The sequence below is a fragment of the Rhodococcus sovatensis genome (assembly GCF_037327425.1).
GTDB lineage: Bacteria > Actinomycetota > Actinomycetes > Mycobacteriales > Mycobacteriaceae > Rhodococcoides > Rhodococcoides sovatense.
Genome location: NZ_CP147846.1, coordinates 2180609 through 2196919, shown reverse-complemented (window position 1 = coordinate 2196919; position 16311 = coordinate 2180609). Strand labels below are relative to the sequence as shown.

Annotated in this window: 14 protein-coding genes; 13 read left to right on the top strand and 1 reads right to left on the bottom strand. The window is 64.1% G+C overall.

Translation table 11 applies throughout. The annotated features are described in order from the left end of the window. Window positions 1-2: 2 nt before the first annotated feature. The 13 genes from WDS16_RS10160 (at window position 3) to WDS16_RS10100 (ending at window position 14986) form a co-directional block, all read left to right on the top strand. A complete protein-coding gene (locus WDS16_RS10160) occupies window positions 3-515 on the top strand; it encodes a transporter (RefSeq protein WP_338892466.1) in 513 nt (170 codons plus the stop codon). Next, window positions 512-1645: a glutamine-hydrolyzing carbamoyl-phosphate synthase small subunit gene (gene carA, locus WDS16_RS10155; RefSeq protein ID WP_338892465.1), complete on the top strand. Its 1134-nt coding sequence runs from the start codon at window positions 512-514 to the stop codon at window positions 1643-1645. The genes WDS16_RS10160 and carA overlap by 4 nt, the downstream gene beginning before the upstream one ends. After that, the gene (gene carB / locus WDS16_RS10150; protein WP_338892463.1) at window positions 1645-4986 is read left to right on the top strand and encodes a carbamoyl-phosphate synthase large subunit; all 3342 of its coding nucleotides are present in this window, start codon (window positions 1645-1647) and stop codon (window positions 4984-4986) included. The genes carA and carB overlap by 1 nt, the downstream gene beginning before the upstream one ends. After that, a complete protein-coding gene (pyrF, locus tag WDS16_RS10145) occupies window positions 4983-5807 on the top strand; it encodes an orotidine-5'-phosphate decarboxylase (RefSeq protein ID WP_338892462.1) in 825 nt (274 codons plus the stop codon). The genes carB and pyrF overlap by 4 nt, the downstream gene beginning before the upstream one ends. Before the next feature lie 158 nt (window positions 5808-5965). Next, window positions 5966-6286, top strand: a complete 321-nt coding sequence (mihF, locus tag WDS16_RS10140) for an integration host factor, actinobacterial type (protein ID WP_068376129.1) — start codon at window positions 5966-5968, stop codon at window positions 6284-6286. 1 nt (window position 6287) lies between these two features. After that, complete coding sequence (gmk, locus tag WDS16_RS10135; protein ID WP_338892461.1) at window positions 6288-6881, top strand: guanylate kinase; 594 nt, start codon at window positions 6288-6290, stop codon at window positions 6879-6881. A gap of 79 nt (window positions 6882-6960) precedes the next feature. Further along, window positions 6961-7266: a DNA-directed RNA polymerase subunit omega gene (gene rpoZ, locus WDS16_RS10130; protein WP_068376118.1), complete on the top strand. Its 306-nt coding sequence runs from the start codon at window positions 6961-6963 to the stop codon at window positions 7264-7266. Between the two features lie 22 nt (window positions 7267-7288). Next, complete coding sequence (gene coaBC, locus WDS16_RS10125) at window positions 7289-8527, top strand: bifunctional phosphopantothenoylcysteine decarboxylase/phosphopantothenate--cysteine ligase CoaBC (RefSeq protein ID WP_338892459.1); 1239 nt, start codon at window positions 7289-7291, stop codon at window positions 8525-8527. A gap of 107 nt (window positions 8528-8634) precedes the next feature. Continuing rightward, window positions 8635-9852 carry a methionine adenosyltransferase gene (gene metK, locus WDS16_RS10120; protein ID WP_338892458.1) on the top strand — a complete coding sequence of 406 codons (1218 nt, stop codon included), beginning with the start codon at window positions 8635-8637 and terminating at the stop codon, window positions 9850-9852. Beyond that, window positions 9798-11870, top strand: coding sequence for a primosomal protein N' (locus WDS16_RS10115; RefSeq protein WP_338892456.1), 2073 nt, complete (start codon window positions 9798-9800; stop codon window positions 11868-11870). The genes metK and WDS16_RS10115 overlap by 55 nt, the downstream gene beginning before the upstream one ends. Before the next feature lie 100 nt (window positions 11871-11970). Then, window positions 11971-12603: a PadR family transcriptional regulator gene (locus WDS16_RS10110; protein ID WP_338892454.1), complete on the top strand. Its 633-nt coding sequence runs from the start codon at window positions 11971-11973 to the stop codon at window positions 12601-12603. Between the two features lie 44 nt (window positions 12604-12647). Continuing rightward, window positions 12648-13571 (top strand): methionyl-tRNA formyltransferase, encoded by a 924-nt coding sequence (gene fmt / locus WDS16_RS10105; protein WP_338892453.1) that lies wholly within the window; start codon window positions 12648-12650, stop codon window positions 13569-13571. Beyond that, window positions 13526-14986, top strand: coding sequence for an RsmB/NOP family class I SAM-dependent RNA methyltransferase (locus tag WDS16_RS10100; RefSeq protein ID WP_422395824.1), 1461 nt, complete (start codon window positions 13526-13528; stop codon window positions 14984-14986). The genes fmt and WDS16_RS10100 overlap by 46 nt, the downstream gene beginning before the upstream one ends. Here WDS16_RS10100 and WDS16_RS10095 read toward each other — a convergent pair. After that, window positions 14979-16256, bottom strand: a complete 1278-nt coding sequence (locus WDS16_RS10095; protein WP_338892449.1) for an HNH endonuclease — start codon at window positions 16254-16256, stop codon at window positions 14979-14981. The genes WDS16_RS10100 and WDS16_RS10095 overlap by 8 nt on opposite strands. Window positions 16257-16311 lie beyond the last annotated feature (55 nt).

Here is a 16311-nt window from a genome sequence, read left to right as displayed (position 1 = left end):
GGGTGGACAGAATTCTCATCGTCATCGGCTTCATCGTCTTCTGGATCGCCATGATCGGCCTCATCTTCTGGGGTTGGCGCGGGCGTCAGAAGCGTCAGGCCGAATCCATCGGCTCCTTCCCGGAGGTGCCCGCCGACCTCGGCGAGACGCTCATCGAGGTCTCGACCGGGCTCTACGTCGGCAGCACGATCGCGCCGAGCTGGCAGGACCGAATCGCCGTCGGTGACATCGGACACCGCGCGACCGCGGAACTGTCGCGGTACACCGCAGGCATTCTGCTCACGCGCACGGGCGAGTCCACCATCTGGATTCCGCAGACGTCGGTGCGCGCGATCCGAACCGAGCGAGGGCTGGCAGGCAAAGTCATGAGTAAGGACGGACTGCTCGTGATCCGCTGGGTTCTCCCGTCCGGAACCGAGATCGACACAGGATTTCGAGCAGATGACAAGCTCGTCTACCCCGAGTGGGTAGACCCGGACACACATACGAACGACTCGAAGGAGACAACCGCGTGAGCAGCGCAGTTCTTGTTCTGGAGGACGGCCGGATATTTCGCGGCACTACCTTCGGAGCCCAGGGCCGGACGCTCGGAGAAGCCGTGTTCTGCACCGGGATGACCGGCTACCAGGAGACTCTCACCGACCCCAGCTACCACCGTCAGATCGTCGTCGCCACGGCGCCTCAGATCGGCAACACCGGCTGGAATCAAGAGGATGGCGAAGCCTCCAGCGCGCAGGATCCCAACAAGATCTGGGTTGCAGGTTACGTCGTACGCGATCCCGCGCGGCGCACGTCGAGTTGGCGAGCAACGGGATCGCTCCAGGATCAGCTCGAAGCTCAAAACGTCGTCGGAATTGCAGGTATCGACACGCGCGCGTTGGTTCGACACCTCCGCACCCGCGGCTCCATGCGTGCCGGGGTGTTCTCCGGTGACTCCCTCGGCACCGAGGGCGAGATGCTCGAGCAGGTGCTCGGCCAGCCGTCGATGCTCGGCGCCGATCTGGCCGGCGAGGTCACGACCGCTGTCGGCTACACCATCGAGCCGGCCGATACGGCCCGTTTCACCGTTGTCGCAGTCGATCTCGGGATCAAGACGAACACCCCACGTATGTTCGCCGAGCGCGGTATCCGCGTCCATGTCGTCCCCTCCGCCACCAGCGTCGAGCAGATCCTCGACCTGAATCCCGACGGAGTCTTCCTGTCCAACGGCCCCGGGGACCCGGCGACTGCGGATGCGAATGTCGCCTTGACCCGCGAGGTACTGGAACGGAAACTGCCGCTGTTCGGTATCTGCTTCGGCAATCAGATCCTCGGTCGTGCGCTCGGACGTTCGACCTACAAGATGAAGTTCGGACACCGAGGCATGAACATCCCGGTGATCGAGCACACCACCGGACGTATTGCCATCACCGCGCAGAATCACGGATTCGCGCTCGAAGGCGAAGCCGGTGAAGAGTTCGACACCGATTTCGGACGCGCCCGAATCAGCCACACATGCGCGAACGACGGCACCGTCGAGGGCGTCGAACTTCTCGACGGCCGTGCCTTCTCCGTTCAGTACCACCCCGAGGCCGCGGCCGGTCCACACGACGCCGCGTACCTCTTCGATCGGTTCACATCAGTGCTCGAGGGAGTTGACAAGTAATGCCACGCCGTACAGATCTGGGACACGTCCTGGTCATCGGCTCAGGACCGATCGTCATCGGACAGGCCTGTGAGTTCGACTACTCCGGAACCCAGGCTTGCCGGGTGTTGCGTGAGGAGGGCTTGCGGGTGAGCCTCGTGAACTCGAATCCGGCGACCATCATGACGGATCCGGAGTTCGCCGACGCCACGTACGTCGAGCCGATCACCGCCGACTTCATCGAGAAGATCTTCGCCCGCGAGGCGCTGCAAGGTAATCCCGTCGATGCTGTTCTGGCCACGCTCGGTGGTCAGACTGCGCTCAATGCTGCTGTCGCACTGCATGAGCAGGGGATTCTGGAGAAGTACGACGTCGAGCTGATCGGCGCCGACTTCGACGCCATTCAGCGCGGTGAGGATCGGCAGAAGTTCAAGGACATCGTCGCGAAGGTCGGTGGAGAGTCGGCCAAATCGGCTGTCTGCTACACGATGGACGAGGTTCGCGCGACGGTTGCCGAACTCGGGTTCCCCGTCGTGGTTCGGCCGTCGTTCACGATGGGCGGGCTCGGCTCGGGGCTGGCCTACAACGACGCCGACCTGACCCGCATCGCCGGTGGCGGCTTATCGGCATCGCCGACGGCAAACGTCCTGATCGAGGAGTCGATCCTCGGTTGGAAGGAATACGAGCTCGAGCTCATGCGTGACGGCCGCGACAACGTGGTCATCGTCTGTTCCATCGAAAACGTGGACCCTGTCGGTGTGCATACCGGTGACTCGGTGACCGTCGCGCCGGCGATGACGCTCACCGACCGCGAATATCAGAAGATGCGTGACCTCTCGATCGACATCCTCCGTGAGGTCGGTGTCGACACCGGTGGCTGCAACATCCAGTTCGCGATGGATCCGGCCGACGGTCGACTCGTCGTCATCGAGATGAACCCGCGGGTGTCGCGGTCCTCGGCGTTGGCGTCCAAGGCGACCGGTTACCCGATCGCGAAGATGGCCGCCAAGCTCGCCATCGGATACACCTTGGACGAGATCGTCAACGACATCACCAAGGAAACCCCGGCCTGCTTCGAGCCGACTCTGGACTACGTAGTCGTCAAAGCACCGCGCTTCGCGTTCGAGAAGTTCCCCGGCGCCGACGGCACCCTGACCACGACGATGAAGTCCGTCGGTGAGGCGATGTCCATCGGCCGCAACTTCACCGAGGCGTTCGGCAAGGTGATGCGTTCGCTGGAGACCAAGCGCGCGGGTTACTGGACCGGCCCCGAGGTGGAGGCAGAAAGTCTCGACGCGTTGCTCGAGGATCTCAGCGTCCCGCAGGACGGTCGCATGTATGGGATCGAGAAGGCATTCGCACTCGGGGCGACTTTGGAGCAGCTGTTCGACGCCACCAAGATCGACCCGTGGTTTCTCGACCAGTTTCAGCAGATCCATGAACTCGGCAACGAACTCCGCGCGGCGACCGACTTCGACGAAGCTCTGTTGCGTCAAGCGAAGTATCACGGCTTGTCGGATCGCCAGATCGCTGCGCTGCGACCGGAACTGGGCGGCGAGGACGGCGTGCGCGCACTGCGTGATCAGCTCGGAGTGCATCCGGTCTACAAGACGGTCGACACCTGCGCTGCCGAGTTCGAGGCGAAGACCCCGTACCACTACGGCACGTACGAGCTGGACCCCACAGCCGAGTCCGAGGTCGCCGAGCAGCGTGAGCGGGACAAGGTCCTCATCCTCGGTTCCGGCCCGAACCGAATCGGTCAGGGCATCGAGTTCGACTACTCCTGCGTCCATGCGGCACAGACGTTGTCGGAGGCCGGCTACGAGACCGTCATGATCAACTGCAACCCCGAGACCGTCTCGACCGATTACGACACCGCGGACCGCCTCTACTTCGAACCGTTGACGTTCGAGGACGTGCTCGAGGTGTACCGGGCGGAATCGGCGTCCGGCACGGTGGCCGGCGTCATCGTCCAGCTCGGTGGCCAGACCCCGCTCGGCCTCGCCAAGCGATTGAAGGCCGCGGGTGTGCCGATCGTCGGTACCAGTCCGGAGGCGATCGATCTCGCGGAAGATCGCGGGGAGTTCGGGCGGGTTCTCACCGAAGCCGGATTGCCGGCACCGAAGTTCGGTACGGCGACGACGTTCGACGGCGCTCGCGAGATCGCAGGCGGCATCGGCTACCCCGTGCTGGTCCGTCCGTCCTACGTTCTCGGCGGACGCGGAATGGAGATCGTGTACGACGAGGCATCGCTCGCGGACTACATCTCGCGCGCAACCGAGATCTCGGACGACCGTCCGGTGCTCGTCGACAGGTTCCTCGAAGACGCCGTCGAAATCGATGTCGATGCTCTGTGCGACGGTACCGAGGTCTACCTGGGTGGCGTCATGGAGCACATCGAAGAGGCCGGGATTCACTCCGGTGACTCGGCATGCGCGCTTCCGCCGATCACGTTGGGCCGCTCCGACATCGAGAACGTCCGTCGCTCGACGGAGCTGCTGGCAAAGGGTATCGGCGTCAAGGGTCTGCTCAACGTTCAATACGCGCTCAAGGACGACATCCTGTACGTGCTCGAGGCGAACCCGAGGGCGAGCCGCACGGTCCCGTTCGTGTCCAAGGCAACGGCAGTGCAGTTGGCGAAAGCCTGCGCCCGCGTCATGTTGGGCGAGTCGATCGCCGACCTACGCGCGAGCGGAATGCTCCCCGCCGAGGGAGACGGCGGCACGACGCCGCTCGGCGCTCCGATCGCCGTCAAGGAAGCTGTGTTGCCGTTCAACAGGTTCCGACGTGCGGACGGTACCGGAGTGGACACGTTGCTGAGTCCGGAAATGAAGTCGACGGGCGAGGTCATGGGTATCGACGCCGACTTCGGTACTGCATTCGCAAAGAGTCAGACGGCGGCCTACGGCTCGCTGCCCGCGTCGGGTGCCGTGTTCGTGTCCGTCGCGAACAAGGACAAGCGTTCGCTGATCTTCCCGGTCAAGCGGCTCGCGGACCTCGGTTTCACGATCCTGGCCACCGAGGGCACCGCCGAGGTGCTGCGGCGAAACGGAATCACGTGCGAGCAGGTTTACAAGCAGTCCGGAGAAGAGGTGCCCGAAGGTGCCGTCACCATCGTCGACCGGATCCTTGCCGGAGATATCGCGATGGTGATCAACACGCCGTACGGTAATTCCGGACCGCGCGTCGACGGGTACGAGATCCGCAGCGCAGCCGTCGCGCAGAACATTCCGTGCATCACGACCGTGCAGGGCGCATCGGCGGCAGTGCAGGGTATCGAGGCCGGCATTGCCGGAGACATCGGTGTGCGGTCGTTGCAGGATCTGCATGCGGTACTCACGGCAGGAGTGGGACAGGCATGAGTGCGCAGGGATGGCTGGATCGGCTCCGCGCGGCGACGTCCGCTCGTGGGCGTCTGTGCGTGGGGATCGATCCGCATCCTGCGTTGCTCGAACAGTGGGGTCTGCCGAGCAACGCCGACGGGCTCGAGAAGTTCGCCGAGATCTGTGTGGAAGCGTTCGTGGGCGAGATTGCGGTGGTCAAGCCTCAGGTCGCATTCTTCGAGGCTTACGGCAGCCCCGGGTACGCCGTGCTCGAACGGACCATCTCGGTGCTGCGCGACGCCGGAACGCTCGTGATCGCCGATGCGAAACGCGGCGATATCGGCAGCACCATGAGCGCGTACGCGCAGTCGTGGCTCGGTGCGGACTCTTCATTGTCCTCGGACGCCGTGACGGTCTCGCCGTACCTGGGCTTCGATTCGCTGAACGAGACGATCGCGCTGGCCGAGGCGGGCGGTAGGGGAGTGTTCGTCCTGGCCCGCACCTCCAACCCCGAGGGGGCTTCGCTACAGCAGGCGATCACGACCGGTCGCACCGTCGGTCAATCGATCGTCGACGCGGGGGCCGCGGTCAATTCGAACGGTTCGGCAACTGTTGGCTTGGTTGTCGGCGCGACCCGCGATCACGGTCTGGATCTGTCGGGTTTCACCGGACCGATCCTCGCTCCTGGACTCGGAGCGCAGGGCGCCAGTGTCGAGGATCTGGCTCAGATTTTCGATGGCTCACTGAAGTTGCTGCTGCCCAATTCTTCTCGAGGTGTTCTCCGCGCCGGTCCCTCGGTCGGAGCGCTTCAGGATGCGGCCAGGACCCTCCGGGACGAGATCGAAGCAGCGCTGCCATAGATGATCGCTGATCTGCCCCCGGCCACGGGGGTGGGTTCGCGGTCGGGCCGATGCGTCGGTACCGTCGCTGTAGTTGCTGGTAACCGCTGGTCTTTCAGCAGCGACGTGCACCACAACCGATGAGTGCATTGTTCACCGACGAACGATACGGAGGAAACGTGGCGCTTCCCCAGTTGACCCCAGAGCAGCGTGCTGCCGCTCTCGAGAAGGCGGCTGCTGCCCGCAAGGTCAGGGCCGAGCTCAAGGAGCGTCTCAAACGAGGCGGCACTGATCTCAAGCAGGTGCTCGCGGACGCCGAGACCGACGAGATCATCGGCAAGATGAAGGTGTCGGCGCTGCTGGAGGCTCTGCCGAAGGTCGGCAAGGTCAAGGCCCAGGAGCTGATGACGGAGCTGGAAATCGCGTCGTCTCGGCGTCTGCGCGGCCTCGGCGACCGACAACGCAAAGCTCTGTTGACCAAATTCGATTTCGAAGCCTGAGATGACACACGACCCGTCACCGCACGGGAGGGGCAGACTGATTGTCTTGGCAGGTCCTTCCGGTGTCGGTAAGTCCAGCGTCGTTCGAGTCCTCCGGCGGGTGCTGCCCGAACTGTGGTTCAGCGTGTCCGTCACCACGCGCGCACCGCGGCCGGGCGAAATAGACGGTGAGGACTACCACTTCGTCACGTCGGAGGAGTTCGACCGGATGATCGAAGCGGACGAATTGTTGGAGTGGGCGAGTGTGCACAGCGGTCTGCACCGCTCCGGTACCCCGGCTGCTCCCGTCGAAAAGGCATTGAACGAGGGCAAGCCGGTACTGCTCGAGCTCGATCTTGCCGGTGCGCGTGCGGTCCGCATCTCCAAGCCGGAGGCGACGCTCGTGTTCATGGCGCCGCCGACGTGGGACGATCTGGTCCACCGATTGACCTCCCGGGCCACCGAGGAAGGTGCCGTGACCGAGCGCAGACTCGAGACCGCGAAGGTCGAGTTGGCAGCGCAGGAAGAGTTCGACACGGTCATTGTCAATACCGATGTCGACCATTCGTGCGAAGAGTTGGTATCCTTGTTGGTCGGTAGGTCGTCGGTCGGTTGATTCCGGCTTTTGTGACGTCCCGAATAGTCGCCGAACAGCGTTTTCGCAGCACCAACGATGCAATTTCAGGAGATCAACAGTGAGCAGCACTTCAGTGGCCGGTTCCGACTTCGACGCGCACAGCGCACTCCCGGCTTACGACACGCCGCTCGGTATCACCAACCCACCGATCGACGAGCTCCTCGCTCGGACGTCGTCGAAGTACGCGCTGGTGATCTACGCAGCCAAGCGTGCGCGCCAGATCAACGATTACTACAACCAGCTCGGTGACGGCATCCTCGAGTACGTCGGACCGCTCGTCGAGCCCGGCCTCCAGGAGAAGCCGCTGTCGATCGCGCTGCGCGAGATCCACGAAGACCTGCTCGAGCACACCGAAGGCGAATGAGAATCGGTAAGGACTAGAGCCGTTGCGCGTAGTCGTCGGAGTGGGCGGCGGTATTGCCGCCTACAAGAGTTGTTCCCTCATCCGTAGCTTCACCGAGAACGGTCATCACGTTCGCGTCGTGCCCACCCAGTCCGCTCTGGAGTTCGTGGGCCGGGCAACCTTCGAGGCGCTGTCCGGAAGCCCGGTTCACACGGGTGTTTTCTCCGACGTGCCGGAGGTGCCGCACGTCCGTCTGGGCAAAGAAGCGGACCTCCTCGTCGTTGCGCCCGCGACTGCGGACCTGATGGCTCGCCTTGCTGGTGGCCGGGCAGACGACCTGCTCGCTGCCACACTGCTCACCGCTCGCTGCCCGGTGCTGCTCGCTCCGGCGATGCACACCGAAATGTGGGAGCACCCTGCGACGGTCGCCAACGTCGAAACGTTGCGCAGCCGCGGGGTCACTGTGCTCGAGCCTGCGTCGGGACGGTTGACGGGCCGCGACACCGGTGCCGGGCGTCTACCTGAGCCCGACGAGATCTACGGTCTCGCGATGCTCCTCGCTGAACGCGCCGATGCACTGCCTCGGGATCTGGTCGGGCGCAAGCTCGTCATCACCGCAGGTGGAACCCGCGAACCCCTGGATCCTGTTCGGTTCCTCGGCAACAGAAGTTCGGGCAAACAGGGGTATGCGCTCGCTCGGGTCGCGGCGCAGCGCGGCGCCGACGTGACGCTGATTGCAGGCTTCACGACCGAACTCGCCGATCCGGCAGCCGTCGACGTGGTCCGTGTAAAGACCGCGCAGCAGATGCAGACGGTGGTTCGTAAGTTCGCTCCGGATGCCGACGCGATCGTCATGGCCGCTGCCGTGGCCGATTTTCGCCCGGCAACAATCGCAGGAAGCAAGATCAAGAAGGGTGCGAACGAGCCGGACTCGATCCCGCTGGTACGAAACGACGACATTCTTGCGGGTCTCGTCGATGCGCGGACGGCCGGAGAGATCGAATCATCGACTGTCATAGTCGGTTTCGCAGCCGAGACCGGTGACGAACACGGCGATGTGCTCACCTACGCGCGTGCAAAGCTCGCGAGGAAGGGCTGTGATCTCCTCGTGGTGAACGCAGTCGGCGACGGCAAGGCCTTCGAGGTCGACCACAACGACGGTTGGCTTCTGGGCTCCGACGGTTCCGAGGCCGCACTGGGCGAGGGATCCAAAGCTTTGCTCGCTGGTCGAGTACTCGATGCGGTGGTCGCTGTCTTCGAGTCGGCTTCGAATCAGCGGTGATTTCAAAGGTGCACACGCGCTGTGCGCACGACTAGTGTCTATATGCGCCGCGCGTCCCCAACAACTTGGCCGAAACGAATGCGATGACACACGTCGAGAGGAAATCCGTGAGCAAGCCCGGCAGTCGGCTCTTCACCAGTGAATCGGTGACAGAGGGTCACCCAGACAAGATCTGTGACGCGATCAGCGACTCGATTCTCGATGCACTGCTCGCCGACGACCCCCGGTCACGAGTCGCCGTCGAGACCTTGGTCACTACCGGGCAGGTCCATGTCGCGGGCGAGGTCAATACGACTGCATGGGCGGACATCCCCAAGATCGTCCGCGAGAAGGTCCTCGAAATCGGGTACGACTCGTCGGCCAAGGGATTCGACGGCAATTCGTGTGGGGTCAACGTCGCAATCGGCGCGCAGTCGCCTGAGATCGCTCAGGGCGTCGACAATTCCCACGAAGCGAGAGTCGAGGGTCTGTCCGACGACGAGATCGACCGTCAGGGTGCAGGCGACCAAGGACTGATGTTCGGCTACGCCAACACCGACACCCCCGAGCTGATGCCGCTGCCGATTGCTCTGGCGCATCGGTTGGCGCGTCGACTCACCGAGGTTCGCAAGAGCGGTGTGCTGCCGTACCTACGTCCGGACGGCAAGACCCAGGTGACCATCGAATACGACGGCGACAGGGCAGTTCGTCTCGACACCGTCGTGGTGTCCACACAGCATGCAGCCGACATCGACCTCGACAACCTGCTGACCCCCGACATCCGTGAAAAGGTGCTCGGAGCGGTCCTCGCCGAGCTCGACGTACCCACTCTGGACACGTCGAACGTTCGACTTCTTGTCAATCCCACCGGCAAGTTCGTCCTCGGCGGACCCATGGGCGACGCGGGACTGACAGGCCGCAAGATCATCGTCGACACCTACGGGGGCATGGCGCGCCATGGTGGCGGAGCGTTCTCGGGCAAGGATCCGTCGAAGGTCGACCGTAGCGCCGCGTACGCGATGCGCTGGGTCGCCAAGAATGCCGTCGCTGCTGGCCTTGCGGACCGCATCGAAGTGCAGGTTGCCTACGCAATCGGCAAGGCAGCTCCCGTCGGGCTGTTCGTGGAGACGTTCGGCACCGAGAAGACCGACCCGGCGCGTATCCAAGCTGCCATTTCCGAGGTCTTCGATCTACGTCCGGGCGCGATCATCCGCGACCTCGATCTGCTTCGTCCGATCTACGCGCAAACCGCTGCGTACGGCCACTTCGGTCGTACGGATATCGATCTGCCATGGGAGTCGACCGACCGGGCCGACAAGCTTCGCGCGGCCGCGGGACTCGCCTGAGCGGGGTAACTTCAGCGGCAGCACCCGAGCTTCCCATTGCTCGGGTGCTGCCGCTTTTGCCTCTCCCGCACCTCGACCGCGAGTTCGACTACCTCGTTCCCGCGCAGTTCGACTCCGATGCGAAACCTGGTGTTCGCGTTCGCATTCGGTTCGCCGGCAGGCTCGTCGACGGCTACATTCTCGAGCGTGCGGCGACCAGTGACCACACTGGCAAACTCGGCTTTCTCGACCGTGTCGTGTCATCGGAACGGGTGCTGACCCCCGAGATCACCGAGTTGGTGTCCGCGGTGGCGCATCGGTACGCGGGTACCAGAGCCGATGTCCTGAGATTGGCGGTGCCACCGCGGCACGCGAAGGTGGAATCAGAACCTGTTGCGGAGCTGCCCACCATCACCGCGCCCACAGACGTCACCGGGTGGGATCGGTACACCCACGGCGGCGCGTTCGTCGATGCTGTTCGCGCCAATCGAAGTCCCCGCGCGGTGTGGCAGGCGCTCCCCGGTGAGGACTGGCCTCGCCGCATCGCCGAGATCGCTGCAGTCACGGCAAGTTCCGGACGCAGTGCGGTCGTAGTCGTTCCCGATCAACGTGATCTCGACCGGATGACGGCTGCGTGCGAGTCGGTGGTGGGAGCGGATTCGGTGGTCGCGTTGTCGGCTGGCCTCGGCCCTGCGAAACGCTACCGTCGGTGGCTCGCGGCGTTGCGCCGTGAGGTTTCGATCGTTGTCGGTACCCGAAGTTCGGTGTTCGCACCGGTGCAGAACCTGGGGCTGATGGTGTTGTGGGACGACGGTGACGACGGATATGCCGAGCCACGGTCGCCGTATCCACATGCCCGCGAGGTTGCGCTTCTGCGTGCGCATGGAACCGGGTGTGCGGTCGTGCTCGCCGGGCACGCCCGAACCGCAGAAGCCGAGGCTCTCGTCGACGCCGGTTGGGCACACGACCTTCTCGCGCCCAGAGAGACGGTGCGTGCACGTCAACCTCATATCGTGGCCTTGGCGGACAGCGATCACGCGTTGGCTCGGGATCCAGGTGCACGCGCCGCCCGATTACCTGCAATCGCATTCGAAGCGGCTCGTGCGGCGCTGAAGGACGGCCTTGGCGTTCTCGTCCAGGTTCCTCGCGGCGGGTACGTTCCGTCGCTGGCATGCGGCAAGTGTCGCAATCCGGCGCGATGCCGACGATGCAACGGGCCTCTGTCGCTACCGTCGGCTCCGGGCGCCGACGGGGCAGGTAGCCCCACGTGTCGATGGTGTGGAATAGCGGACACGAACCACAAGTGCACCGTCTGCGGTTCGCGGACGCTTCGCGCCGTCGTGATCGGTGCGCACCGCACTGCAGAAGAACTGGGCCGCGCGTTTCCTGGTGTGCCGGTGCACACTTCGGGTGGTGCGTCGGTTCTGGACTCGGTGGCGCCCGGTCCGTCGCTGGTGATTTCCACGGTGGGTGCGGAACCGAGGACTCCTGGCGGTTACGGCGCGGCACTGCTTCTGGACGGTTGGGCGTTGCTCGGCCGCGCGGATTTGCGCGCTGCCGAGGAGACGCTGCGACGATGGATGACCGCGGGCGCGCTCGTTCGGTCGGGTGCGGACGGTGGGCGAGTCGTCGTCGTGGCCGAATCGGAGATCCCGACGGTTCAGGCGCTTGTGCGGTGGGACCCGGTCGGCCATGCACGCAGCCAGCTCGACGAACGAGTCGAGGTCAGATTTCCGCCCGCCGTCCACGTCGCAGCCATCGATGGAACGACTGCCGCAATCACGGCTCTGGTCGATAACACTGCGCTGCCGGAGGACACCGAGATCCTTGGGCCGGTCGAGCTTCCCGAGGGACAGCGGCTGCCTGCGGGTGGCGGTGAGGACAGGATTCCGGGAGACGTGCAGCGAATTCTGCTCCGAGTACCTCGTCGGGACGGCGGCGCCCTGGCTCGAGCGTTGGCCGACTCGCAGGCTGCGAGCAGCGCGAAGAAGAACACCGAAGCAGTCCGGGTGCAGATCGACCCGATCAGAATCGGCTGACGTAGCGGCGTAGCTGGCTGCCGGCCGACGACGCAGGCTTGTCAAAGATGCATTGTCGATATATCGTCAATATGTCCAAGCAACTATGAAGGAGACGGACATGGATAACTTTTACGAAGCACAACGGTGGCCCTGGGCAGGAGGCGAGCAGCCTCACCCACATCGACGCGGCAGGCACGGCGGTCACGGAGGGCCGGGGGGATTTGGAGTAGGTGGCAGTCTCGGGCGCGGCAGAGGAAGAGGAGGGCGTGGCCGTCGGGGAGACGTACGGGCGGCCGTTCTGCTCCTGCTCGACGAGTCGCCGATGCATGGCTACGAGCTCATCCAGCAAATCGTGTCCAAGAGTGACGGTGCATGGAAGCCGAGTCCGGGCTCCATCTATCCCGCTCTGTCGCAGCTCGAAGACGAGGGTCTGGTCCTCATCGAGAAGGTGGAGGGTCGCAAGACTGCTCGTCTGACCGAGGCAGGTCGGAAGTTCGTCGACGAACACCGCGCAGATCTCGGGTCGCCCTGGGACGACGTTCGCAGCAGTGTCGGCGGTGATGCCATGGACCTTCGCGGGCTGATCGGTCTGTTGATGGGCGCGGCTGGGCAGGTTGCCGCAGTGGGAACGACAGACCAGGTGAAAGCGGCGAGTGAGGTACTGACGGACGCTCGGCGACGCCTGTATCGGATCCTGGCGGAGGAGGATCGGCCCGACTCGGACTCGACCGACCGAGGATCCTTAGAATAGGTGGTTCGTGATAATCCGTTCTACTTATTCGTGGGAGTCCACTGGTGCGAGTTGTGTTCGCAGGTACGCCTGACCCGGCAGTTCCGTCGCTGAAGCGACTGATCGAGTCGGATAGGCACGAAGTGGTCGCCGTGGTCACGCGTCCCGACGCAGCTGCAGGGCGTGGGCGACGAGTCAGTCGCTCACCCGTCGGCATCCTCGCGGATGAGCACGGCATTCCGGTACTGACCCCTGACCGACCGTCCGACCCGCAGTTCCTCGAAGCACTCACCGAGCTCGCCCCAGACGTCTGCCCGGTAGTCGCGTACGGTGCGTTGCTGCCGCGTCCGGTGCTGAACATCCCGAAGTTCGGATGGATCAATCTCCACTTCTCCCTCCTGCCTGCCTGGCGCGGTGCGGCACCGGTGCAGGCTGCCATCGCCGCAGGGGACGACGTCACCGGTGCGTCCACGTTTCTGCTCGAGCAAGGCATGGACACCGGTCCGGTCCTGGGGGTGGTCACAGAGTCCATCAAGCCCACTGATACTGCCGGGGATCTTCTCGCCCGGCTCGCCGTCAGCGGCGCTGAGCTGCTGACCGCCACACTGGATGCAATTGAATCGGGAGAAGCGTCGGCCATCGCTCAATCCGAGGATGGCGTGTCCTATGCGCACAAAGTGACCGTGGACTCGGCTCGAATCGATTGGTCTTCCTCTGCTGCCGCAGTCGATCGGCATGTTCGCTCGGTGACCCCAGCACCTGGTGCATGGACGACGATCGGCGACATTCGGCTGAAGGTTGCGCCGGTGGCGCACTCCGACGTGGTACTCGAACCCGGCCGCATCGTGGTCAGAAAAGACGGTGTGTTCGTGGGAACGGCGACCAACGCCGTGTCGCTCGGTGACATCCAGCCACAGGGCAAGAAATTGATGAACGCACTCGACTGGGCACGTGGTGCCCGTCTGACCGAAACGGCGGTAGCCCTGTGAACAAGCGGCCGGCATCTCGGAGTGCGAAGGGTAACCGCCCCGAACGCGGCAACGGTCCATCGTCCGCGCCGCCCGTCGACAAGGCCAGGTTGGCTGCCCGCGATGTATTGAAGGCTGTCCGTGAGCGCGACGCGTACGCGAACCTGGTACTCCCTGGGCTGCTGCGCGACCGCAAGCTGGACACTCGCGATGCCGCGCTGGCTACCGAGCTTGCGTACGGTGCGTCGCGTGCACGTGGCCTCCTCGACGCGGTGATCGAAAGCGGTTCGGGTCGAGCGATTTCCGAGATCGACGGGGGACTGCTCGACATTCTGCGTCTGGGTGCCTATCAGTTGCTTCGCACGAGGGTCGCTCCGCACGCGGCGGTAGCAACGTCCGTCGATCTGACGCGCGCTGAATTCGGCAGCGGCAAAGCCGGTTTCGTCAATGCCGTACTCAGGCGAGTGTCCGAGAAGACCGCTGGTCAGTGGGTGGACGAACTCGCTCCGGACGCGGCCAAGGATCCGGTCGGACATCTCGCATTCGAACACGCACATCCCAAGTGGATTGCGCAGGCCTTCGCGGACGCTCTCGGTGCCGATGCAGCCGAACTCGCCGATGTTCTCGAAGCTGACGACACCAGGCCCGCAGTGCATCTGGTCGCCCGCCCCGGCGAGATTTCGGCCGAGGAGTTGGCACTCGTCACCGGCGGTGAGGAGGGGCGATACTCGCCGTATGCGGTGTATCTCGACGGTGGTGACCCGGGGAAGCTGGACGCGGTGCGTGACGGTCTGGCGGGAGTGCAGGACGAGGGAAGTCAACTTGTCGCACGCGCACTGACGCTTGCGCCCCTGGATGGACCTGACAGCGGCCGCTGGTTGGATCTGTGTGCAGGGCCAGGCGGAAAAGCTGCATTGCTCGGTGCAATCGCCGAAATCGACGGCGCACATGTAGACGCTGTCGAACCGACCCCGCATCGTGCAGAGCTCGTTCGCAAGACGACCAAGTCCTTGCCGGTCACCGTGCACGTCGTCGACGGCCGTGACACCGGGCTCGACGGCGGATACGACCGTGTTCTCGTCGATGCGCCGTGCACCGGACTCGGTGCCCTTCGGCGACGTCCCGAGGCCCGTTGGCGCCGGGAGGCGAAGGACGTCGCCGCCCTCGTCTCCCTGCAGAGGGAGCTTCTTGCGTCGGCGTTGAAGCTCGTTCGGCCGGGTGGTGTCGTCGTGTATTCGACGTGCTCGCCGCATCTTTCGGAAACCGTGGCCGTCATTGCGGACGCAATTCGTCGGTACGGTGCCCTCGAGCTCGACACCCGGACTCTGGTGCCTGAGGTTCCCGGCGTCGGTGATGGACCTTCGGTGCAATTGTGGCCGCACCGGCACGGCACGGACGCCATGTTCATGGCGGCCCTGCAGCGGCCTGTCAGCTAGCTCTACGTTCCACATCGAGCGGCCTCGGCGTCGGATCGGCGGTGGAGCGATATCGATGACCGGTCGGGGTCAGCAGTTCGAAGGAGTGCAGCTGTCCTGGTGTGCCGTCGGTGCGTGCGGACCATCCGGGCGTCTCCTTGGTGTAGTTGCAGGCTTCGCACAGGCCGGCGCCGTTGTGTTCGCTCGTCGCACCGCCTGCGTGATGTGGGGTGATGTGGTCGTGGTGTCGAATCGGGGCGTTGCAGTACGGCGTTCGGCACCATCGGTCTCGGAGATCGATCAAGGTGGCCAGGGATTTCGGGAAAGCCCGCGCGGTCGACTCCATGGCGGTGACGGAACCAGAGCTGGGTTTGCTGTACAGCCTGCGTAGCGTCACCGCAGCGTCGTTCTCGATCGCGTCCGCTACGACGTCACGGGCCAGTGCCGCCGGGATCGGGCCGTACCCGTGCGCGTGTGCCGGCTCGTGTCCTCCCGCCAACAACGCTTCGTCGGAGATCACGATGACGACTCCCACGGGCACGGTTGTCGCTGTGGCCGCGCCGGTGCACCTTTCGACGAGGAGGTCGGCCATGATCTGGTTCTTGCTGCGTTCGACGACATCGTGGGTGCAGATGATGGTGTCGGCGTCTCGACTGAGCGTGGCGTGTACCGCCACTGCGTCTTTCATCGGCAACAAGGCGGTCAGGTATGCCATCGAATCCGGTGCGGGCCGCGAGGTGACTGCACGCTGACCTGGTGCCTTCTTGGCGCGTTCCACTATGGCAGCGCAGTCTCGCTCGACGGCCAAGGCATAGGCTTTGCCACGAACTCTCTTGTCTCCCAGTCCACGTAGCGTTTCAGGGTCGGCGCACAGTTGCTCGTCGATGTAGCGACGGTCCTCTCGGTCGAGGCAGATGATCTCTTTGATTATCAACGATGTGCGCCATTCGTTCAGGACGCCCGTTCGTAGCAGTTCCAGCGCGTTTGGCATGTCATCGACCAGCATCCGGGCTTGGCCGAGCAGATGACCTCCACGATTCGGGGATTCCCTGCGAGCCAACGCAATCTGCGCAGAAACCCCCTTGGACAATCGTTCGTTGGGAACGCCGCGACGTCTACGTTCGTCGCGCACCGCGTTCTCGAAATCGATACTGATCACCGCCTGGGCGGCGCATACCGCTGATTTCAAGCCCTCGAGTGCACTGATCTGGTCGATGCGCTCGACGTTGGAAACGTCTGGATTGATTTCTCGAACTGCTACCGCGAACGCTGCAATGCCTGAGCTGTCCACAATTCGCCCCCTTCGAATGTATGTTCGAGTTTAGCAAAGAGGCTGGGCTGCAGCA